Annotated in this window: 18 protein-coding genes and 1 riboswitch; of the genes, 11 read left to right on the top strand and 7 right to left on the bottom strand. The window is 69.7% G+C overall.

What is annotated here, in order from left to right:
- Positions 1 to 8 precede the first annotated feature (8 nt).
- Positions 9 to 1,604, bottom strand: coding sequence for a Na+/H+ antiporter (locus tag ACWCRJ_RS17755; RefSeq protein WP_450940124.1), 1,596 nt, complete (start codon positions 1,602 to 1,604; stop codon positions 9 to 11).
- A gap of 59 nt (positions 1,605 to 1,663) precedes the next feature.
- Between ACWCRJ_RS17755 and ACWCRJ_RS17760 the strand changes: the two genes are divergently transcribed.
- The 3 genes from ACWCRJ_RS17760 to ACWCRJ_RS17770 all read left to right on the top strand — a co-directional run bounded on the left by ACWCRJ_RS17760 (position 1,664) and on the right by ACWCRJ_RS17770 (position 3,837).
- Positions 1,664 to 1,924: a UBP-type zinc finger domain-containing protein gene (locus ACWCRJ_RS17760; RefSeq protein WP_450940125.1), complete on the top strand. Its 261-nt coding sequence runs from the start codon at positions 1,664 to 1,666 to the stop codon at positions 1,922 to 1,924.
- A gap of 336 nt (positions 1,925 to 2,260) precedes the next feature.
- Positions 2,261 to 2,674 (top strand): ATP-binding protein, encoded by a 414-nt coding sequence (locus ACWCRJ_RS17765; protein ID WP_005480408.1) that lies wholly within the window; start codon positions 2,261 to 2,263, stop codon positions 2,672 to 2,674.
- Positions 2,671 to 3,837 carry an RNA polymerase sigma factor SigF gene (locus ACWCRJ_RS17770; RefSeq protein WP_450940126.1) on the top strand — a complete coding sequence of 389 codons (1,167 nt, stop codon included), beginning with the start codon at positions 2,671 to 2,673 and terminating at the stop codon, positions 3,835 to 3,837. The genes ACWCRJ_RS17765 and ACWCRJ_RS17770 overlap by 4 nt, the downstream gene beginning before the upstream one ends.
- Before the next feature lie 20 nt (positions 3,838 to 3,857).
- Here ACWCRJ_RS17770 and ACWCRJ_RS17775 read toward each other — a convergent pair whose 3' ends face one another.
- Complete coding sequence (locus ACWCRJ_RS17775; protein ID WP_450940127.1) at positions 3,858 to 4,310, bottom strand: hypothetical protein; 453 nt, start codon at positions 4,308 to 4,310, stop codon at positions 3,858 to 3,860.
- Between the two features lie 118 nt (positions 4,311 to 4,428).
- Here ACWCRJ_RS17775 and ACWCRJ_RS17780 point away from each other — a divergent pair, with 118 nt between their 5' ends.
- On the top strand, positions 4,429 to 5,400 hold the full coding sequence (locus tag ACWCRJ_RS17780) for a diacylglycerol/lipid kinase family protein (RefSeq protein WP_450940153.1): 972 nt from the start codon (positions 4,429 to 4,431) through the stop codon (positions 5,398 to 5,400).
- A 318-nt stretch (positions 5,401 to 5,718) separates the two neighbouring features.
- Positions 5,719 to 5,976: a WhiB family transcriptional regulator gene (locus ACWCRJ_RS17785; RefSeq protein ID WP_003992873.1), complete on the top strand. Its 258-nt coding sequence runs from the start codon at positions 5,719 to 5,721 to the stop codon at positions 5,974 to 5,976.
- Between the two features lie 218 nt (positions 5,977 to 6,194).
- Here ACWCRJ_RS17785 and ACWCRJ_RS17790 read toward each other — a convergent pair whose 3' ends face one another.
- On the bottom strand, positions 6,195 to 7,661 hold the full coding sequence (locus ACWCRJ_RS17790) for a sensor histidine kinase (RefSeq protein ID WP_046915172.1): 1,467 nt from the start codon (positions 7,659 to 7,661) through the stop codon (positions 6,195 to 6,197).
- 608 nt (positions 7,662 to 8,269) lie between these two features.
- On the opposite strand from ACWCRJ_RS17790, the gene nagB reads away from it, so the two are divergent.
- On the top strand, positions 8,270 to 9,055 hold the full coding sequence (gene nagB, locus ACWCRJ_RS17795; protein WP_450940128.1) for a glucosamine-6-phosphate deaminase: 786 nt from the start codon (positions 8,270 to 8,272) through the stop codon (positions 9,053 to 9,055).
- A 176-nt stretch (positions 9,056 to 9,231) separates the two neighbouring features.
- On the opposite strand, the gene ACWCRJ_RS17800 is transcribed toward nagB, so the two are convergent.
- From ACWCRJ_RS17800 to ACWCRJ_RS17815, 4 genes are all read right to left on the bottom strand, one after another.
- Complete coding sequence (locus tag ACWCRJ_RS17800; protein WP_450940129.1) at positions 9,232 to 10,770, bottom strand: glycoside hydrolase family 3 protein; 1,539 nt, start codon at positions 10,768 to 10,770, stop codon at positions 9,232 to 9,234.
- A 9-nt stretch (positions 10,771 to 10,779) separates the two neighbouring features.
- Complete coding sequence (locus ACWCRJ_RS17805; protein WP_005480422.1) at positions 10,780 to 11,643, bottom strand: carbohydrate ABC transporter permease; 864 nt, start codon at positions 11,641 to 11,643, stop codon at positions 10,780 to 10,782.
- Positions 11,640 to 12,635, bottom strand: coding sequence for a carbohydrate ABC transporter permease (locus ACWCRJ_RS17810; protein WP_450940130.1), 996 nt, complete (start codon positions 12,633 to 12,635; stop codon positions 11,640 to 11,642). The genes ACWCRJ_RS17805 and ACWCRJ_RS17810 overlap by 4 nt, the downstream gene beginning before the upstream one ends.
- Before the next feature lie 332 nt (positions 12,636 to 12,967).
- Positions 12,968 to 14,248, bottom strand: a complete 1,281-nt coding sequence (locus tag ACWCRJ_RS17815; RefSeq protein ID WP_450940131.1) for an extracellular solute-binding protein — start codon at positions 14,246 to 14,248, stop codon at positions 12,968 to 12,970.
- 368 nt (positions 14,249 to 14,616) lie between these two features.
- On the opposite strand from ACWCRJ_RS17815, the gene ACWCRJ_RS17820 reads away from it, so the two are divergent.
- From ACWCRJ_RS17820 to ACWCRJ_RS17840, 5 genes are all read left to right on the top strand, one after another.
- Complete coding sequence (locus ACWCRJ_RS17820; protein ID WP_005480427.1) at positions 14,617 to 15,381, top strand: GntR family transcriptional regulator; 765 nt, start codon at positions 14,617 to 14,619, stop codon at positions 15,379 to 15,381.
- A gap of 434 nt (positions 15,382 to 15,815) precedes the next feature.
- Positions 15,816 to 16,085: a DUF3311 domain-containing protein gene (locus ACWCRJ_RS17825; RefSeq protein WP_450940132.1), complete on the top strand. Its 270-nt coding sequence runs from the start codon at positions 15,816 to 15,818 to the stop codon at positions 16,083 to 16,085.
- Entirely contained in the window at positions 16,082 to 17,707 is a 1,626-nt protein-coding gene (gene mctP / locus ACWCRJ_RS17830) for a monocarboxylate uptake permease MctP (protein ID WP_450940133.1), read from the top strand. Before ACWCRJ_RS17825 ends, mctP begins: the two co-directional genes overlap by 4 nt.
- 279 nt (positions 17,708 to 17,986) lie before the next feature.
- Positions 17,987 to 18,976, top strand: a complete 990-nt coding sequence (locus ACWCRJ_RS17835; RefSeq protein ID WP_450940134.1) for a nucleoside hydrolase — start codon at positions 17,987 to 17,989, stop codon at positions 18,974 to 18,976.
- A 131-nt stretch (positions 18,977 to 19,107) separates the two neighbouring features.
- The gene (locus tag ACWCRJ_RS17840) at positions 19,108 to 19,614 is read left to right on the top strand and encodes a GNAT family N-acetyltransferase (protein ID WP_450940135.1); all 507 of its coding nucleotides are present in this window, start codon (positions 19,108 to 19,110) and stop codon (positions 19,612 to 19,614) included.
- A gap of 63 nt (positions 19,615 to 19,677) precedes the next feature.
- Positions 19,678 to 19,813, top strand: a riboswitch (cobalamin riboswitch).
- The last annotated feature ends 60 nt before the right edge of the window (positions 19,814 to 19,873 follow it).

Below are 19,873 nucleotides of genomic sequence, written 5' to 3' on the forward strand. Positions count from 1 at the left end.
AAACCGTCTCAGGACGCCTCCCGGAAGACCGCCGCCTCCTCCAGGTCCAGCCTGCGCAGCAGAGTGCGCAGCATCTCGTCGTCGATGTACCGGCCGTCCCGCAGTTTCACGAAGACCTCGCGTTCGGCGCCGATCATCTCGCGGGAGAGGCGGCTGTAGGTGTCGTCGACGCTCTCCCCGGTCACCGGGTTGACCGCGCCGAGCCGTTCCCAGACGGCGTTGCGGCGGCGTTCCAGGACGGTGTGGAGACGGTCGACGAGCGGGGGCGGCAGCTCGTTGCGCTCGTCGGCGAGGAGTTCGTCGAGGCGGGCCTCGGCGGCACGGGACGCCTGGGCCTGGGCGTTGGCCTCGGCGAGGGTCTCGGCCTGCTGGTCGCGTCCGGGCAGCTTCAGGACGCGGATGAGCGGCGGGAGGGTCAGCCCCTGGATGACGAGCGTCCCGATGACCGTCGTGAAGGTCAGGAAGAGGATCAGGTTCCGTTCGGGGAAGTCGTCCCCGCCGTTCACCGTGAGCGGGATCGAGAAGGCGATGGCCAGCGAGACGACACCCCGCATGCCGGCCCAGGCGATGACGAAGGGCGCCTTCCAGGTGGGGTTGGCCTCCCGCTCCCGGATGCGCCGCGACAGCATGCGGGGCAGGAAGGTGGCCGGATAGACCCACGCGAACCGGGTCGCGACCACGACGAGGAAGACGGCCGCGGCGTACCAGGAGGCGCGGACCCCCTCGTACTCGCCCAGCCCTTCGAGGACGAACGGGAGTTGCAGGCCGATGAGGGCGAACACGGCGGACTCCAGCAGGAAGGCGACCATCTTCCAGACGGCCTCCTCCTGGAGGCGGGTGGCGAAGTCGACCTGCCAGTTGCGGTAGCCGAGGTACAGGCCGACGACGACCACGGCGAGCACCCCGGAGGCGTGCACCCACTCGGCGAGGCCGTAGGCGACGAACGGGATCAGCAGGGAGAGGGTGTTCTGGAGCAGCGCCTCCTTCAGGTGCGTGCGCAGCCAGTGGATCGGCACCATCAGCAGCAGGCCCACCGCGACGCCGCCGACCGCCGCCACCAGGAAGTCGACCGTCCCGCCCGACCAGCTCGCGCCCTCGCCGATGGTGGCCGCGAGGGCCACCCGGTAGGCGGTGATCGCGGTCGCGTCGTTCACCAGGGACTCACCCTGCAGAATCGTGGTGATCCGCGAGGGCAGGCCCACCCGCCGGGCGACCGCCGTGGCCGCGACCGCGTCCGGCGGGGCCACCACCGCGCCGAGCACCAGCGCGGCGGTCAGCGGCATCCCCGGCACGAGCAGGTAGGCGGCCCAGCCGACCGCGAGCGTCGCGAAGAGCACGTAGCCGACCGACAGCAGCGCCACGGGTCGCAGCTGGGCCCGCAGGTCGAGGTAGGAGCTGTCGCTGGCGGCCGTGTACAGCAGCGGGGGCAGGATCAGCGGCAGGACGATCTCGGGATCGAGTTCGTAGTGCGGGACTCCGGGCAGATACGACACCGCGAGCCCCGCCGCGACCAGCAGCAGCGGGGCGGGCACCGGCGTACGCCGGGCGGCCCCGGCGACCGTCGCGCTCCCGGCGACCAGCAACAGCAAGGGCAGGAAGTGCATCGCTCGCGCCGCCTTCGTTTCCGCGCGGGGTTCCGCGCACCCGTCGTAACCTGGCAATCATGAAACAGTGCACGCACACGGAGGCGCTGCCGCACCCCGAGCCCGAACCGCTGAGCGACACCTGCCCGGAGTGCCTGGCCGCCGGGAGTCATCCGGTGCAGTTGCGGATGTGCCTGGAGTGCGGGCACGTGGGCTGCTGCGACTCCTCGCCGATGCGGCACGCGACCGCGCACCACAAGGAGAGCGGCCATCCCATCATGCGTACGTTCGAGGCGGGCGAGAGCTGGCGCTGGTGCTTCGTCGACCATGTACTCGTATGACGGCCCCTGTACCGGTATGACCATCGGAGCGGAGTCGTCGCGCGACGGAACCATGTCACCCCGTGACACGTCGACGTACTCGTGTGACACGGTTCGGCAGTCCGACGCCTGGGTACGTCAATCCGGCGCGCGCTCTTCCTATTTGAGACCCGCAGACCTCTAGCCACCGAGCGTATTCATAGGCTTACTATGAGTGACAGCATGGGGTGGGGTCCTCAGGACCCCGAGGACACGACGCTCGGTAGCGCGATAGCGTCACCGCTGAACCACGTAGCGCGTTACCCCGGGGGGCGACCCTCGGCCCCCGAAAAAGCTTGTACCACCTTGGAGGTGAGGGTGTCCCAGATCGCAGGCGAGCCCGGGATCCAGGACTTCGTGGAAGTCCGGCTGCCGGCCGCGGGTGCCTACCTGTCGGTGCTGCGTACGGCGACGGCCGGCCTCGCGGCCCGTTTGGACTTCACCCTCGACGAGATCGAGGATTTGCGCATCGCGGTCGACGAGGCCTGCGCGATCCTGCTTCAGCAGGCCGTGCCCGGCTCGGTGCTCAGCTGTGTCTTCCGTCTGGTCGACGATTCACTGGAGGTCACGGTCTCGGCCCCCACCACGGACGGTCACGCCCCCGCGCGCGACACCTTCGCCTGGACCGTGCTGTCGGCCCTGGCGGGGAAGGTCTCCTCCGCGGTGGCCGACGACAAAACCGTTTCGATCAGCCTCTACAAACAGCGCGGCGCGGGACCCGGGCCGGCGTGAGGAACGGGGACGGGCCGGTGCGGGACGAAGAACGCGGCACACGGGAACTTCCCGCGGAGGGCGACGGCGGTCCGAGTGGGCCGGCGCCTCTGGCGGACGGCGTCGACGGCATCCCCGAGCAGGCCAGGCCGCACCCGGAGGACGAGTCCTCGGCGGCCGGAGCGTCTCGGTGGACGGAGCCGGCCGACGGCGAGGAGCGCGAGGCGCCCTCCGGCGGGCAACGGGATCCGGAGGGTGCCCTGCGGATCACCACGTCCTCACGAGGGCGGACTGGGGCCTCCCCCGCTCGACAAGCACAGTCGGGAGCTGGGGGAACGGTGACGGCGGGCGGGACTATGAGCGAGCACGAGCGACACGACGAGGCGGCCGCGCAGCACGCGCAGACCGTGCGCAGCACCCAGCACCACCCGCAGGACCGCAGCGGGGCGCGAGCCCTGTTCATCGAGCTGCGCGCCCTGCCGGACGGCAGTGTCGAGTACGCGGAGCTGCGCAACCGGCTGGTCCGGATGCATCTGCCGCTCGTGGAGCACCTCGCGCGCCGTTTCCGCAATCGCGGGGAGCCGCTGGACGACCTGACGCAGGTCGCCACCATCGGGCTGATCAAGTCGGTGGACCGCTTCGACCCGGACCGCGGCGTGGAGTTCTCGACGTACGCGACCCCGACGGTCGTCGGCGAGATCAAGCGGCACTTCCGTGACAAGGGCTGGGCGGTGCGGGTCCCGCGCCGGCTGCAGGAGCTGCGCCTCGCGCTGACCACGGCCACGGCGGAGCTGTCCCAGCAGCACGGCCGTTCGCCGACGGTGCACGAGCTGGCCGAGAAGCTGGCCATCTCGGAGGAGGAGGTCCTGGAGGGCCTGGAGTCGGCCAACGCGTACTCCACGCTGTCCCTGGACGTCCCCGACACCGACGACGAGTCCCCGGCCGTCGCGGACACCCTCGGCGCCGAGGACGAGGCGCTGGAGGGCGTCGAGTACCGGGAGTCCCTCAAGCCGCTCCTGGAGGACCTCCCGCCACGCGAGAAGCGGATCCTGCTGCTGCGCTTCTTCGGCAACATGACCCAGTCGCAGATCGCCCAGGAGGTCGGCATCTCGCAGATGCACGTCTCACGGCTGCTGGCGCGGACGCTGGCCCAGCTCCGCGAGAAGCTGCTCGTGGAGGAGTAGCTCCCGCGCCCCGTCAGGACCTACCGCTTCGTCTCCTCCGCCCGGCCCGGCCCCTGGATTCCCAGGGCCTGGGTCGTAGCGGGATCGAGCAACAGGATCAGCGCGACGACGGCGACCACGGCCAGGACGATGCCCGCCCAGATCGCCACGCTGTCGGCGCGCAGCAGGTTGTAGGCCACCGGCAGCGCCATGATCTGGGTGATCACGGCGGGCCCCCGGCTCCAGCTCCGTCGCAGCAGCAGCCCCCGCGCGGCGATCAGCGGCAGCAGGGCCAGCGCGACGAGGGTGATCCCTCCGGTGACGCCGGTGCTCAGGTCGTCGGAGTCGCCGTTGAGGCCCAGGACGAACATGGCCCCGCCGCCCACCAGCAGGGCCACCCCCTCCAGCGCGGCCAGCGCCGCGGCGGCGGTCAGCCGCCCGGGACGGGGCTCGGCCTCGGAGGTGTCCGGCGTGGGGGTCTGCTCAGGGCTCACCCGTGAAGGGTAGCCGCCCCTCCGCACGCCCCCACGTGCTCATCGTCACTACCCGATCTCCCCCTTGATCCGCACCTCGGTATGGGCCGGGTACCACCCAGTAGGTACGCTGCAACCCATGCGTGCACTTCTCGTGGTCAATCCGGCGGCAACCACCACAAGCGCACGTACGCGCGATGTCCTGATCCACGCCCTCGCGAGCGAGATGAAGCTCGAAGCGGTCACCACGGAGTACCGAGGCCACGCCCGGGACCTCGCCCGGCAGGCCGCGGAGGGCAAGGACGGCATCGAACTGGTCGTCGCGCTCGGCGGCGACGGCACGGTCAACGAGGTCGTCAACGGCCTGTTGCACCACGGCCCCGATCCCGACCGCCTCCCCCGTCTCGCCGTGGTCCCCGGCGGCTCCACCAATGTCTTCGCCCGTGCGCTGGGGCTGCCCAACGACGCCGTGGAGGCGACCGGCGTCCTGCTCGACGCCCTGCGCGAGAGCCGGGAGCGCACGATCGGACTGGGCATGGCCTCGGGCACCCCTGGCACGGAGGACGAGGCGGTGCCGTCCCGCTGGTTCACCTTCTGCGCCGGCCTCGGATTCGACGCGGGTGTGATCGGCCGTGTCGAGCAACAACGGGAACGCGGACGGAAATCCACACACGCCCTTTACCTGCGTCAGGCATTTCGGCAGTTCCTGGAAGAGCCGCATCGCAGACTCGGCACGATCACCGTGGAGCAGGCGGGCCAGGATCCGATTTCCGATCTTGTGCTGTCCATAGTCTGCAACACGTCCCCGTGGACGTTTCTGGGTAATCGCCCGGTGTACGCGTCGCCTAAGGCCTCGTTCGATAAAGGCCTCGACGTGCTCGGTCTGAGCCGCATGTCGACGCCCGCGCTCGCCCGATATGGCACACAGTTGCTCACTTCGTCCCCCGAGCGGGGACCCCGTGGCAAGCACGCCACCACCCTGCACGATCTGACCGACTTCACCTTGCATTCGAAGGTCCCTCTCCCCCTCCAGATGGACGGCGACCACCTCGGACTGCGAACGAGCGTGACGTTCACAGGCGTACGCCGTGCACTGCGTGTGATTGTGTGAGCGGAACGGGCAAAAGTCCTTCCACTCGAACGTTTAGGCCAGGGTCCACCCCATGGAAGTACGGCTGTGACACAGTCGACACCGAGGAATCAAAAAAAACTTTCCGGAAGGGGTTGTATCCGCCGCTGAGGTTTGCGAGTCTCTACGTGGCGCTCGGGACAGCCCGCAACACCGGCTCAAGCAAGCGCCAGAACCCCTCCTCAATCCACAGGACCACACCAGTCCGTCTGGTGATCGGCCCTTCACTTGTTGAGGGATTCGTGAAAGCGTTCACATTCACAAGCAACGTGCAAGTAATACCAAGGAGAGGTAGCAGCCATGGACTGGCGTCACAACGCCGTTTGCCGCGAGGAAGACCCCGAGCTCTTCTTCCCCATCGGCAACACCGGTCCTGCGCTGCTGCAGATCGAGGAAGCCAAGGCTGTCTGCCGTCGCTGCCCGGTTATCGAGCAGTGTCTGCAGTGGGCGCTTGAGTCCGGCCAGGACTCCGGCGTCTGGGGTGGTCTCAGCGAGGACGAGCGCCGCGCCATGAAGCGCCGCGCCGCCCGCAACCGGGCCCGTCAGGCATCCGCCTGACATCCCACCCAGCAATAGCCTGAGCTTGGCGGCGCGCACAGCGAGTGCGCTTCTCCCGCCCCCGAGCCGCAGCGCGCAGTACCCCCGGTGCGCTTAATCAGCCACGAGCACGAGCCCTGGACCACATGGTGGTCCGGGGCTCTGTGCTGTTCGCAGCAGGAAAGCCGCGCTCGTCACGACGACCGCGGCTGTCGTGTCCGCGGCTGTCTTGTCCGCGGCTACTTCTGGGCCCGCACGGGGAGGTCCAGAATCACCTGGGTGCCCCGCTCCGGGGCGGGGACCATGTCGAACGTGCCGCCCAACTCGCCCTCGACCAGCGTCCGTACGATCTGCAGGCCGAGGTTGCCCGAGCGGTGCGGGTCGAAGCCCTCGGGGAGGCCGACGCCGTCGTCCTGGACGGTGACGAGGAGGCGGGTCTCCTTGCTGGTGCCGCCGCGCACGGCCGAGACCTCGACGGTGCCGGTGTCGCCCTCACGGAAACCGTGTTCGAGGGCGTTCTGCAGGATCTCGGTGAGGACCATCGAGAGCGGGGTCGCGACCTCCGCGTCCAGGATGCCGAAGCGTCCGGTGCGCCGGCCGACGACCTTGCCCGGCGAGATCTCGGCGACCATGGCGAGGACCCGGTCGGCGATCTCGTCGAACTCCACCCGCTCGTCCAGATTCTGGGACAGCGTCTCATGCACGATCGCGATCGATCCGACCCGTCGCACCGCCTCCTCCAGTGCCTCGCGGCCCCGCTCGGACTCGATGCGCCGCGCCTGGAGGCGCAACAGCGCGGCGACGGTCTGGAGGTTGTTCTTCACCCGGTGATGGATCTCCCGGATGGTCGCGTCCTTGGTGATCAACTCGCGCTCGCGCCGCCGCAGTTCCGTCACGTCCCGCAGCAGCACCAGCGAACCGATGCGCGGTCCCTTGGGCTTGAGAGGGATCGCCCGGAACTGGATCACGCCTTCCACGGACTCGATCTCGAACTCACGCGGCGCCCATCCGCTCGCCACCTTGGCCAGCGCCTCGTCCACCGGGCCCCGGGAGGGGGCGAGTTCGGCGGTCGTCCGGCCGAGATGGCAGCCGACGAGATCGGCGGCGAGGCCGAGGCGGTGGTAGGCGGAGAGGGCGTTCGGCGAGGCGTACTGGACGATCCCGTCGGCGTCGAGCCTGATGAGGCCGTCGCCGACACGCGGCGAGGCGTCCATGTCGACCTGCTGGTCGGGGAAGGGGAACGCGCCCCCGGCGATCATCTGGGCCAGGTCGGAGGCGCTCTGCAGATACGTCAGCTCCAGCCGGCTCGGGGTCCGCACGGTCAGCAGATTGGTGTTGCGCGCGATGACGCCGAGCACCCGCCCCTCCCTGCGCACGGGGATGGACTCGACCCGTACGGGCACCTCCTCCCGCCACTCGGGGTCGCCCTCGCGGACGATGCGGCCCTCGTCGTGCGCGGCGTCCAGCAGGGGGCGGCGCCCTCGGGGGACCAGGTGGCCGACCATGTCGTCCTGGTAGGAGGTGGGGCCGGTGTTGGGGCGCATCTGGGCCACGGAGACATAGCGGGTGCCGTCGCGTGTGGGGACCCAGAGGACCAGGTCGGCGAAGGAGAGGTCGGACAGCAGCTGCCACTCCGACACCAGCAGATGCAGCCACTCCAGGTCGGAGTCGCTGAGAGCGGTGTGCTGGCGGACGAGTTCGTTCATGGAGGGCACGTGTGCGAGCGTACCTGGCGGTACGAAGATGACCGGAAAGCACCGGTGGCCGTCGTGGTCGGCCCCGGAAACACCCGCGGGCCGCGGCGCCTGAGAGGGACCCTCAACCCTCTCGGCACCGCAGCCCGGAGCAACATCGGCCGTGGGGTGTGCGGTCCCAGTCGGCCGAAGGCGAGGATCCGGAGCAGTCAGGGCAGAGAGCGCCGGGTCCTCGGTCCGCCTTCCTGTGCGGGGAAGACGGAGGCTTTTTCTTCTTGACGGGCGATCGTCGGCGGCCGGAGCCGATGATCGATCACATGCCCTACCACGCATTGTTGACTAGACCACTGCGTGTGTCCATGCGTTGGCGGATGTTTGTTGTTGTTCCATTGTCCGACATCCGCCGACGACCCACACGCAGAGTAGCCCGCTTCCGGCCGGGGCGGGCCCAAACGCAGGACGACCGCGGCGACCGTGGTGTCCGCCTCAGGCACCTGCCCGGCCGACCCCTGTGGCGTCGGGGACACCCCTGCTAGATTGGTCTACACCACATGCGAGGTTACCTGGCTCCTCCGGGTCGGGTCTCCTTGAGTCCTTCTTTCCAGATCGGCAGGCCCAGCGTGGAAGTTGTCATCGTTCCGGATGCCAAGGCGGGTGGCGAACTCATAGCCGAGGCGATGGCGCAGTTGCTCCGGCGCAAGCCCGAGGCGCTGCTCGGGGTGGCCACGGGCTCGACCCCGCTGCCCATCTACACGGCGCTCACGGCGAAGGTGCGATCCGGTGCCGTGGACGCCTCACGGGCACGGGTCGCCCAGCTCGACGAGTACGTGGGTCTGCCGGCCGAGCATCCCGAGTCGTACCGCTCGGTGCTGCGGCGGGAGGTGCTGGAGCCGTTGGGGCTGGATCCGGACGCGTTCATGGGGCCCGACGGGACCGCCGAGGACGTGACGGAGGCGTGCGAGGCGTACGACAGGTCGCTGGCCGAGGCCGGGGGTGTGGATCTGCAGCTGCTCGGCATCGGGACCGACGGGCACATCGGGTTCAACGAGCCGTGCTCCTCGCTCGCCTCCCGGACGCGGATCAAGACGCTCACGCAGCAGACCCGGATCGACAACGCGCGGTTCTTCGGCGGCGACATCGAGCAGGTGCCGCACCACGTCATCACCCAGGGCATCGGCACGATCCTGGAGGCACGGCACCTGGTGCTGCTCGCCACGGGCGAGGGCAAGGCCGACGCCGTCGCGGCGACCGTGGAGGGGCCGGTGGCGGCGGTCTGCCCGGCCTCGGCGCTGCAGCTCCATCGCCACGCGACGATCGTGGTGGACGAGGGCGCCGCGTCGAAGTTGAAGCTGGCGGACTACTTCCGGCACACGTTCGACAACAAGCCCGACTGGCAGGGGATCTAGGCGGCGGGGGTACGCGACGGCGCCACGGCCCGGTGGGAGGGCTGTGGCGCCTTTGTGCGTGGGGGCTGCGCGGGGTGGGTCTGTTCGGTCGGGGTGGGTTTGTCGGGCGGGGTGGGTCGTTCGGTCGTGGTGGGTCTGTTCGGTCGTGGTGGGTCTTTCGAGGCTGTCGGGAGTCTCTAGCGTGTCCCGGCGATGACCTCGGCCGCCGCCCTTCCGCAGACCCTCGCCGCGCCGTGGGTCGCGATGTGGAGGGCACCCCGGGGCGGGGCCTGCGGGATGCCCATCTCCACGACGATCGTGTCGGGGCGGGTGGCGAGGAGCAGGTCGAGGGCCGCGGTCATCCATGGGTGACGGTGTTCGTCGCGGACGACGGCGACGACGCGGCGGGTGCCGGCGACCGACAGGGCCGAGGCTCCGGCGCTGTCGCCGGCGAAGGTGCCCGTCTCGGTGCCGGGAAGGAGGCGGGCCAGTTCGGCGCCGACGCCCCAGGGGGTCTCGTCGCCCACGGCTATGTTCGCGACCGGGGTGAAGGCCGCGACGTAGAGGGACTGGGTCGGCGGCTCGTAGGGCCGGGCGCGGGTGGTGGTCAGGGCGCGGCGGGCGGCCACGAGACCGACATCCCCGGTGGCCTCGCCGGTCTCGGGCCCGCCACCGCCGTCTCCCGCTTCCCCGGCCGCCGACCGGGTCCACTTCGCCAGGGACCGGACCCGCCGCGCCGCGTCCGCCAGGCGTTCCTCGGCGAGGTCGCCGTCGCGGACGGCCGTGACGAGGGCGTCGCGCAGGCGGCGGACGGTCTCCTCGTCGGCGAGGCCGCCGCCGACGCAGATGGCGTCGGCGCCCGCGGCCAGCGCGAGGACGCTGCCGCGTTCGATGCCGTAGGTGTCCGCGATGGCCCGCATCTCCATGCCGTCGGTCACGATGAGGCCGTCGTAGCCGAGTTCGCCGCGGAGGAGGTCGGTGAGGATGCCGTGGGACAGCGTCGCCGGCAGGTCGGGGTCCAGGGCCGGGACCAGGATGTGGGCGCTCATCATCGCGCGCGAACCGGCGGCGATGGCGGCGCGGAAGGGCGCCAGGTCCCGGGAGTCCACGAGCGAGCGGTCCGCGTCGATCCGGGGCAGGAAATGGTGGGAGTCGACGGCGGTGTCGCCGTGGCCCGGGAAGTGCTTGGTGCAGGCGGCGACGCCCGCGTTCTGGAGGCCGGTGACGTAGGCGGCCGTGTGGCGGGCGACCAGGTCGGGGTCGGCGCCGAAGGAGCGGACCCCGATGACCGGGTTGGACGGGTTGGCGTTCACGTCGGCCGAGGGGGCCCAGTTGAGGTTCACCCCGCACTCCGCCAGGCGGCGGCCCAGGGCGAAGGCGACGTCCCTGGTCAGGTCCACGTCGTCGACCGCTCCCAGGGCGTGGTTGCCCGGGAAGGAGGAGCCGGTGCGCACCTCCAGGCGCGTGACGTCGCCGCCCTCCTCGTCGATCGCGACCAGCACGTCCTCGTGCTCGGCCCGCAGCCGGTCGGTGAGAGCGGCCAGCTGCCCGGGCGAGGTGATGTTGCGGCCGAAGAGGCCGACGGAGGCGAGGCCCTCGCCGAGGCGCCGTAGCAGCCAGTCGGGGGCGGTGGTGCCCGTGAAACCGGGCTGCAGAACCGTCAGCGCGTCCCGCGCGAGGCCGTCCTGTCCGGAGTGCGAGCCGGGCGAGCCGGTGGCGAATGTCGTCGGTGACATCAGGGTCGGTTATCCCTTCACGGCGCCCGCGGTGAGGCCCGCGGCCATCTTGCGCTGGACGAGGAGGAAGAGGACGACGATCGGCACGGCCATCATGGTGGAGCCGGCCATCATCGGGGCGTATTCGGTGCCGTGCTTGGTGGTGAAGTTGCCGAGCCAGACGGTCGCGGTCTGGTTCTGCTGGCTCATCAGCATCAGGGCGTAGAGGTACTCGTTCCACGCCTGGATGAAGCCGTAGACCGAGGTCGCCACCATGCCCGGTGCGAGCAGCGGGAACACGACGCGGAGGAAGGCGGTGGTGCGGGAGCAGCCGTCGACCATGGCCGCCTCCTCCAGTTCGCGCGGGATGTTGACGATGAAGCCGCGCAGGGTCCACACGGTGAACGGGAGGATGAACGTCAGGTAGGTGATGATCAGGCCGGTGAGGCGGTCGTACTGGCCGAGGTCGTTCAGGAGCAGGAAGACCGGGATGATCATCGCGACCAGCGGGACCATCTGCACCGCCAGGATGCCGACGATGACCACCTTGCGTCCGCGGAAGGCGAACCGGGAGATGGCGAGGGCGGCCAGCATGCCCACGACGATGCCGATCACGACCACGGTCAGGGACACGATGAGGCTGCGGCCGACCGGGCCCCAGAAGTCGGCGATGTCCAGCGCCCGGCCGAAGTTGGCGAAGGTGATCGACGTCGGCAGCAGGCTGGGGTCGGGGTCGATCGCATCCTTGGCGGGCTTGAACGCCGTGTTGAGCATCCAGTAGACGGGGAAGCCCGCGGTGACGAAGACGAACAGGCCGAGGAGGTTCCAGCCGAGCTTCGGCTTCCGGGGGCCGGAGCGGCCCTTCGTGGTGGCGATCGCGCTCGTGCCGCTCATTCGACCTCTCCGATCTTCAGCATCTGGCGCATGTACACACCGATCACGCCGAGCAGCAGCAGCACGGTCAGCAGTGCGATCGCCGAGCCCTGCGCGTAGTCGTTGACCACGAACGCCCTGTCGTACGAGTAGGTCGTGAGCAACTGGAACTCGGCCTCCGGGTGGCCGTTGCGCATGACGAACACCTGGGGGAAGACGCCCATGTCCCAGATGACCGAGAGGGTCGTGAGCATCACGATGATGGGCTTGAGGATGGGGAGCGTGACGTAGCGGAACACTCCCCACGCGCCGGCGCCGTCGAGGCGGGCGGCCTCCTCCAACTCCTTGGGGACCTGGGTGAGTCCGGCGCTGAGGGTGATGACGACGAACGGCACAGCGCCCCACACCACGAGGAGCGTGATGACGGCCAGGCCCTCGGGGCCGCTGGCGAACCAGTTGTGGCCGATCATGTCGACGCCGGGGAGCTTGCTGAGGAGGGCGTTGAAGATGCCGTAGTCGGAGTCGAACAGCCACTTGAAGACGGTGGTGGCGACGATGATGGGCATGCCCCAGCTCGCCACGAGCGCGATGTTGACGAGCGTCTTCACCCAGCCGGAGACGCGCTGGAGCAGCAGGGCGACCGCCATGCCGATGACCATGGTGAACACGACGCAGGCGGCGGCGAAGACGATGGTCCGGACGACCACCGACCAGAACTCGCCGTCCCCCAGCACCTTGGAGAAGTTGTCGAACCCGACCGACTCGGCGGGCTTGAACCCCCACAGCTGGGACTGGCCGAACTCCTGGAAGGACAGGGTGACGAGGCGGACCAGCGGGTAGCCGAGGACGACGGCGAGAATCAGCAGACAGGGGGCGAGGAGGGCCCAGGGGACCGCGGCTCCCCCTGTCGGACGTCTGGCCGAACGCCCGGTGACCACCGGCGGAGGTGGCGCGGGCGGCGCCGACCGCGCGGGCGGCACCTTCGCGGGGGCAGTCGTGTCTGCGGCACTCATCGCGCACTCCTAAGCAGATGAAGGAGGGGCCGGCAGCAGCGCCCCCACAGGGGCGCGGGGAACCGCGCGACCAGCCACGACGCACCGGCACCGAACCGACACCCCATCGCGGCACTTTCGTAGATCACCCACCGGCCGAACCGGCGTCTGAACCGGCCGACCCGATGTCTTCCAACCGGCCGACCCGATGTCTTCCAACCGGCCGAACCGGCGTCTTCAACCAGCCGACCCGATGTCTTCAACCGGCGAACCCGGTCTCCCCCACCGGCCGACCACCAGGGCACCCCCGGCCGGGCCCGGCCATCGCGGCCCGGCCCGACCGGCAGGTCACCTCACTCGTTGTTGATGACCTTGTCGATCTCGGCGTCCGCTTCCTTCGCGGCCTCCTCGACCGACTTCTTGCCGGTGCCGATGGACTGCAGCATCGTCTGCAGGATCTGGGCCTTCTCGACCTGTCCCCAGCCGGGCGCCATCGGGACGAACCAGTTGGACTCGGCCGCGGTGGCCGGAACCGCCGTCGCCGGGTCGTCCTTCAGCGTGGCGAGGTCGGTCTTGTTGTTGGGCAGGTTGCCCTTCTCCATCAGCCCCTTCTGGCCGGCGGGACCGGTGAAGGCGTTGATCCACTCGGCGGCGACGGTCTGCGCGTCGGACTTCACCGGGACGGCGAGGTCGCTGCCGCCGAGGAAGACGGGAAGGTTCTCGCCGGACGGGCCGGGCATCACGAAGTTCTCGACGTTGCCTTCGAGCTTGCCGGTCTTGTCGTTCTCCTTGGCCGCGGCGGTCGCGCCCTCCCAGGCGGGGGCGAAGATCATGCCGGACTTGCCCTGCCCGTAGACGATGTACCGGTCGGACTCGTCCTTGGTCTTGTCGCCGTGCATGTACTTGTCGACGACGTTCTTGAACTCGCCGAGCCCCTTGAGGGATTCGGGCGAGGAGAGGTTGGCCTTCCACGTGCCGCCGGACTCGACCGCGATGGAGCCGCCGGCGTCGTACACGAAGGACATGGCCGCGTACCAGTCGCGGGTGGGCTGGTACCAGGCGCTGAACTTGTCGCCCCGCTTCTTCTGCACCTTGTCGAGGGCGGCGGTGAGTTCGGCGTACGTCTTCGGCGGGGACTTGACGCCCGCGGCGGCGAAGACGTCCTTGCGCCAGTTGGCGACGCGGCCACCGGCGTAGTACGGGACGCCGTAGGTCTTGCCCTCGTAGGTCACGGAGGCCTTGAGACCGTCGAGCCAGGCGTCCGCGTTGTCGAACTTCGCCGCGTCGAGGGGGGCGAAGGCGCCCTTGACCATGTAGGCGAGCATCTCCGTGTTGCCCATCTCGACCACGTCGGGGGCCTTGTCGGTGGCGAGGACGGCGTCGAGCTTGGCGTTCTTGTCGGGCCAGCCGTAGTACTCGTGCGTGATGGTGATGCCGGGGTGCTTCTTCTCGATCGCCGCGTCGGCGGCCTTGACCAGCTCGGGCCAGTTGTTCTGCGCGTCCACCGTGAGCCAGACCGTCAGCTCCTTGGTGTCGGCGCCGGTGTCCGAGCTCTTCTTCTCGCCGCCCCCGCACGCCGCGATGGAGACCATCATGCCCGCGACACAGATCGCGGTCGTCAGCTTCCTCTTCACGCCACCCTCCTCAGGGATGCCATTGCTCAGGGATGCCACAAACCCCCCTGCTCCCCGCGGTGACAGGACGTACCGCCCCTGGGGCCAGGACCTGGACCAATGGTGTAGACCAGTAGGCGGAGCTTGGCTCAGACCATTCGCCGTGTCAAGAGTGCTCGAACCCCCTCTCACCAGCCGTTATGCGACCTACATATGCAGGAACCTTTATGTAATAAGCCAGCGAAAACAGCGCCGCTTGAGCCACACTCTTCGGGTAGACCACTGCACCGCTGCGGAGTGGACCAGTCAGGACGCCTTCGTGGACTAGACCAGCGGGGCCCGCAGGGGTATACAGAGGGATCACGCCACGAAGACCGGGAAGGCGGAGCATGAGCACCGACGTCAGCAGTGCGGAGAACGAGAACGGGGCGACCGTCCGTACCGCACGCGTGCCCAAGTACTACCGCCTGAAGAAGCACCTGCTCGACATGACCGAGACGCTTCCGCCCGGCACGCCGGTGCCGCCGGAGCGCACGCTCGCCGCCGAGTTCGACACCTCGCGCACGACCGTGCGACAGGCGCTGCAGGAGCTGGTGGTCGAGGGGCGGCTGGAGCGCATCCAGGGCAAGGGCACGTTCGTCGCGAAGCCGAAGGTTTCCCAGGCGCTGCAACTCACCTCGTACACCGAGGACATGCGCGCCCAGGGCCTCGAACCGACGTCCCAGCTGCTCGACATCGGATACATCACCGCCGACGACACGCTCGCGGGGCAGCTCGACATCACCGCCGGCGGCCGGGTCCTGCGCATCGAGCGCCTCCGCATGGCCAACGGCGAGCCGATGGCGATCGAGACGACCCACCTGAGCGCTAAGCGTTTCCCGGCCCTGCGCAGGTCACTGGTCAAGTACACCTCCCTCTACACCGCGCTCGCCGAGGTGTACGACGTCCGTCTCGCCGAGGCCGAGGAGACCATCGAGACCTCGCTGGCCACCCCGCGCGAGGCCGGTCTGCTGGGCACGGACGTCGGCCTGCCGATGCTGATGCTCTCCCGGCACTCGCTGGACATGGAAGGCCAGCCGGTGGAGTGGGTGCGGTCGGTGTACCGGGGCGACCGCTACAAGTTCGTGGCGAGGCTCAAGCGCCCGCAGGACTGAGCCGGTCGGGGCGCCCGCGGCGGCTGAGCCTCTCGGGCCCCGGCGGCGCGCGTGACTGGTGGTGCCCGCAGCGCGCGTCACAGGGTGGTGCACGCAGCGCGCGTCACAGGTGGTGCACGCGGTGTGGCGCGATGGCCGCTCCTGTTCTACGGTCCTTGCGTCGCCCCACCGACACGGAGGCCCCGCTGTGCGTATGCCCGCGCGCGACCCCGGCACGGTGGTGTCGCGCCCCGGGGGGAGTCCGAGCACTCGCGGACGGATCGCCAGGAAACGTGCCCCGGCCAGGAGTTCCGCCGCCGCTGAACACACAACCTCCGCATCCGTTATCCGGACAAGGGGTTCCGGACGACGGAACCTGTCCCTTACATTTCCTGCGCGTCGAGCACGTGATCAGTGGCGATCAATGGCGACCAGCGAGGGGACGGAACCGGGACATGTCAGAAGCGCCTGAAGTGAGACCACCGGTGGTGACACCTGTCAGAGTCGTCATCGCCCTGTGCCTGCTCGCCCCGTTCGTGGCGATGCTCTGGGTCGGCTCGTACGCGAAGACGGACCCGGCGTTCATCGGCATCCCCTTCTTCTACTGGTACCAGATGGCCTGGGTGCTCGTCTCCACCGCGCTCACGGCCACCGCGTACGTGCTGTGGCAGCGTGACCAGCGCGCCCGCAGGTCCGAGACGCGGGGCGGGGGTGTCGCGAAGTGAAGGACGGCGTGAACGGCGTGGCACTCGCCGTCTTCATCTTCTTCTTCCTGGCCGTCACGGTCATGGGCTTCCTGGCCGCGCGCTGGCGCAAGGCCGAGAACGACAGCCTCGACGAATGGGGCCTCGGCGGCCGGTCGTTCGGCACCTGGGTCACCTGGTTCCTGCTCGGCGGCGACCTCTACACGGCGTACACCTTCGTCGCCGTCCCCGCGGCGATCTACGCGGCGGGCGCGGCGGGCTTCTTCGCGGTGCCCTACACGATCCTCATCTACCCGCTGATCTTCACGTTCCTGCCCCGCCTGTGGTCCGTCTCGCACAGGCACGGCTATGTGACGACCTCGGACTTCGTGCGGGGCCGCTTCGGCTCGAAGGGCCTGTCGCTGGCGGTCGCCCTGACCGGCATCCTCGCGACGATGCCGTACATCGCGCTCCAACTCGTCGGCATCCAGGCCGTCCTGGACGTGATGGGCGTGGGCGGGGCTGAGGGCACCAACTGGTTCATCAAGGACCTGCCGCTGCTGATCGCGTTCGGCGTGCTGGCGGCCTACACCTACTCCTCCGGCCTGCGTGCCCCCGCGCTGATCGCGTTCGTGAAGGACACGCTGATCTACATCGTCATCGCGGTGGCGATCATCTACATCCCGATCAAGCTCGGCGGCTTCGACGACATCTTCGCCAAGGCGGGCGAGGCGTACAGCCAGACCAACCCGGCGACGGACAAGCCCCGCGGGGCCCTCGTCCCGGGCGACGCCAACCAGTGGACGTACGCGACGCTGGCCCTCGGCTCCGCGCTGGCGCTCTTCATGTACCCGCACTCGATCACGGCGACGCTGTCGTCCAGGAGCCGCGAGGTCATCCGCCGCAACACGACGATCCTGCCGCTGTACTCGCTGATGCTGGGCCTGCTCGCCCTGCTGGGCTTCATGGCGATCGCGGCCGGCATCCAGGTGCAGAACGGCCAGCTGGCGATCCCGCAACTGTTCGAGACGATGTTCCCCGACTGGTTCGCGGGCGTGGCCTTCGCGGCCATCGGCATCGGCGCGCTGGTCCCCGCGGCGATCATGTCCATCGCGGCGGCGAACCTCTTCACCCGCAACATCTACAAGGACTTCATCAAGCCGGACGCCACACCCGCGCAGGAGACCAAGGTCTCCAAGCTGGTGTCCCTGCTGGTGAAGGTGGGCGCCCTGGCCTTCGTCCTCACCATGGACAAGACGGTCGCCATCAACTTCCAGCTCCTCGGCGGCATCTGGATCCTCCAGACCTTCCCGGCGCTCGTCGGCGGCCTGTTCACCCGGTGGTGCCACCGCTGGGCCCTGCTCGCGGGCTGGGCGGTCGGCATGCTGTACGGGACGATCGCCGCGTACGGCGTGGCCTCCCCCACGCAGAAGCACTTCGGCGGCTCGTCCGCGGAGATCCCCGGCATCGGCGAGATCGGCTACATCGGCCTGACCGCCTTCGTCCTCAACGTCGTGGTCACGGTGGTCCTCACCTTCGCCCTGCGCGCGTTCAACGCACCCGACGGCATCGACGAGACCAGCCCGGAGGACTACACGGCGGACGCGGGCGACCGAGGCGTCCAGGTGGAACTGCCTCCGGCTACGGCGGGGACGAGCCACTAGGTCGGGGCGGGGGCGGGGCGGGGAGGTCTGCCTTTTCGCCCCACCCCCGCATCGCCGTGGATTCGCGGAGCCTTCCTCGCCCTCCCCCACCCGTCCCGTCCGAGGGGCCCCGCTCCCGGGCCCGCAGGGCCTGGTCCTTCAGGGGCGCGGGGAACTGCGCGAGAACCCCCACCGACCCGCACCCGTGGAACTCACCCCTCGGGGTCGAAGGGGCAGCGCCCCTGATGAAGGGACGGGCAGGGGCGGCGGGGGCGCACACCACCCGGCTACGCTGACGACGTGACCGTTCGCGCACCGATCGTCCTGGACAGCGACCCCGGTATCGACGACGCCGTAGCCCTGCAGTACCTCCTCGGCACAGGCCTGTGGGACCTCAAGGCCTACACCTCGGTAGGCGGCAACCTCCCCGCCGAAGCGACCTACGCCAACGCCCGAGCCCTCTCCCGAGCCCTCCGCATCGACGGCGACATCCCCGTGCACCGAGGCACGGGCCGCCCCCTCTCCCCCCTCCCCTACCGAGAGGCATCCGCCTTCCACGGCCCGGCGGGCCTCGGCAACGAGACACTGCCCGACTCCACGGCCCCGCACCCGACGGAGTCGTCCGCACAGGCCCTGCTCCGCCTCTCCCGCCAGTACGAGGGCGAGCTGACGGTGTGCGCCACCGGCCCCCTCACGAACATCGCCGTCGCACTGCTCGAAGACCCTCACTTCGCCCACCGCGTCGCCAGATTCGTGTTCATGGGGGGCGCCGCCCAGGTGCCGGGAAACATCACCCCGGTCGCCGAGTTCAACATCTGGGCCGACCCCGACGCGGCCGAGATCGTGCTCTCCTCCGGCATCCCGTTCACCATGGTCGACCTGGACGCCTCGCACCGCTGGCTGTTCCGCCCCGCCGACCTCGCCGCGCTGGAGGCGGCGGGCCCGGGCACGGCCCTCGCCGCCCGGCTGATGCGCACGTACATGGACGCCTACACCCGCCACGGCGGAGACGGCACCTGTCCGTTGCACGATCCGCTGGCCGTGGGGGTGTGCGGGGACGAGGCGTTCGTGGCGGCCGCCGAGGGCGCCGTCGTCGTCGAATGCGCGAGCGAACTCACCCGGGGCCAGACCGTGTTCGTGCCGGCCACCGCCCGGCGCGTCTACTACTCCGAGTCCCCCGCCCTGACCGCCCGCCTCCGCGCCACCGGCCGCGTGGCCCTGGGGCCGGGCACCCGCGACTTCAGCAGGGACTTCGTGGCGACGCTACCGCGGTGGCCGGCGGTGGCCTGACCGGCCCGATCACCGGTGGACCGGCCGGTTCGGAGCAACCTTCGGCCGACCGGACCGGATCATCCGACTAACGCCTGCTCCTGTGGACAACCGCGGACCCGCTAGGCCGCCCCTCGTGCACACTGCGACGCATGGACATCACGATCAGGGACGCGGCCCCGGATGAGTACGCCGCCCTGGGCGAGGTCACCGCACAGGCCTACCTCGGCGACGGACTGCTGGACTTCGGGGAGAGCGACCAGTACCTCGGTGAGCTGCGGGACGTGGCGAAGCGGGCCGCCGAGGCCGAGGTGCTGATGGCCGTGGCGGACGGCCGGGTGCTCGGCGGTGTGACCTTCGTCCCGGCGGGCGGCCCCATGGCCGACATCGCCGGTGCGGGAGAGGCCGAGATACGCATGCTCGCGGTCTCCCCGGAAGCACGCGGGCGGGGTGTCGGTGAGGCGCTCGTGCGGGCCTGTGTGGAGCGCGCCCGGGCAGTGGAGGGCTGTGTACGCGTCGTGCTGTCGACCCAGAGGAGCATGCACGCGGCCCATCGCATCTACGAACGTCTGGGGTTCGCCCGCACACCGGAGCGCGACTGGAACCCCCTCCCCGACGTCCTGGACATCTCGCTGATCACCTATGAGTTGACGCTCTGACACCCTGCGCAGCCGAATGCGACACAACATGTGGGGGTGACACCGCGCACCGGCACTAGATGTATGCTCATGCTCGCTGTCGCCACAGGGGAATCCGGTGCGAATCCGGAACTGTCCCGCAACGGTGTACTCGCGTGCGTTCACGCTCTTTTGCGCACGCCTGTTCAGTCCGAACACCTGTCGACAGCGCGCCCGGCCGTCCGGTCCGGGTGCCTGACGTCCGGGCCTCGTGGAATGGGCCGGTGGACGCGACGCCCCC

Source organism: Streptomyces sp. NPDC002324 (assembly GCF_053593335.1).